Origin of the sequence: Amycolatopsis sp. NPDC059657 (genome assembly GCF_042734395.1) — a bacterium.
Lineage (GTDB): Bacteria > Actinomycetota > Actinomycetes > Mycobacteriales > Pseudonocardiaceae > Amycolatopsis.
This window is the reverse complement of sequence record NZ_JBHWEB010000270.1, coordinates 1-1,479: the sequence shown is the minus strand read 5'-3', so window position 1 is coordinate 1,479 and position 1,479 is coordinate 1. Positions and strand designations below refer to the sequence as shown.

General features: G+C 66.9%; 1 protein-coding gene. It reads left to right on the top strand.

Annotated elements, in window-relative coordinates; translation table 11 throughout:
* Positions 1-109: 109 nt before the first annotated feature.
* Positions 110-1,479 (top strand): IS4 family transposase (locus tag ACFV15_RS48160; RefSeq protein WP_378360244.1); only part of this gene is annotated, 1,370 nt, incomplete at its 3' end.

The following is a 1,479-nucleotide window of genomic DNA, read 5'->3' as shown; positions in this document are numbered from 1 at the left end:
AACCCAATGCCGGGTAGTTAGGGCTGGGGTTGTGGTGTCAAGGCTGTGATAGACGCGGCTCCTGGTAGAAGAGAAGTCGACTAAGATCCACTCTTCGCCAGGAGCCGCTGTGCCTGATTCTGCCATGCCCGTGTCGTCGTCGGTGTTCCTGCCGGGGCATCTGGGCGTGTTGACCGATTACGTTCCACCGCAGGTCATTGATGAGATCCTCGCGCAGACTCGCCGCACGCAGCGCCGGGTGCGGCTGTTGCCTGCTCGGGTGGTGGTGTATTTCGTGCTGGCGTTGACGTTGTTTCCCGGCCGTGGTTACGGCGGCGTGTTCGGCGCGCTGACCGCTGGTGCGGATACCGAACCGGCACGGACGCCCGGGATCGCGGCGCTGCGCGCGGCCCGGGCCCGGCTCGGTGTGGCGCCGCTGCGAGCGTTGTGGGACTGGGCGTGCGGTCCGATCGCCACCCGCGCGGACACCCGCGCGTGGTACCGGCGGTGGCGGCTGGTCGCGTGGGACGGCACCACCCTCGACGTGCCCGACACCGTCAGCAACGCCCACCTGTTCGGCCGTGCGGGCGGGAAAGCCGGTCCGTCCGGCTACCGCAAACTTCAGCTGCTGGGCCTGGTGGAATGCGGCACCCGCGCGTTTCTCGGCGCCGTGTTCGGCGGCAAAGGCGTCGGTGAGATCACCCTCGCGCGTGACCTGCTGACCCGGCTAGAAGCCGGGATGCTGCTGCTGGCGGATCGCTGCTTCTACTCGTGGCCGTTGTGGCACGCCGCCGCCGCGACTGGCGCGGATCTGTTATGGCGAGCCAAAAACGACGCCCAGCTGCCGGTGCACCAGGTCCTGCCCGACGGGTCATATCTGTCCCGGTTCCCGCACCGCAAGCACTACCGCACCCAACCCGATCCGCTGCCGGTGCGGGTGATCAACGCGACGATCACCGTGAGAACCGCCGACGGAACCGCCCGAACCGAGCTCTACCGGCTGATCACCACCATCACCGACCACCGCAACGCCCCGGCACAAGAACTCACCGAGCTCTACGCCCGCCGCTGGATCATCGAGACCACGTTCTACTGCTGGAAAGTCCTGCAACGCGGCGCGAACCGGGTCCTGCGATCACGCACCCACACCGGCGTCGAACAGGAGGTCTACGCCTACCTGATCACCTACCAGGCGCTACGCCGCCTCGCCCAGGACAGCGCCGACGCCGCGGCCCTCGACATCAACCAAGTGTCGTTCACCGCCACCCTGCACACCGCCACCGACACGATCATCACCCACCGAGGGCCCACCGACGAGGGCCACGCACGCGCGACACACCGCGCGGCACGCAACCCCAACCCACAACATCGCAGGTCACGGCAATGCCCCCGAGCACGAAAACGACCAACCTCACCATTCCCATCCAAACGCCCAGGGACACCACCATCACAAACAGTCACCTACACAGCAACACTCTTGACACCACACCCCACGCCCTA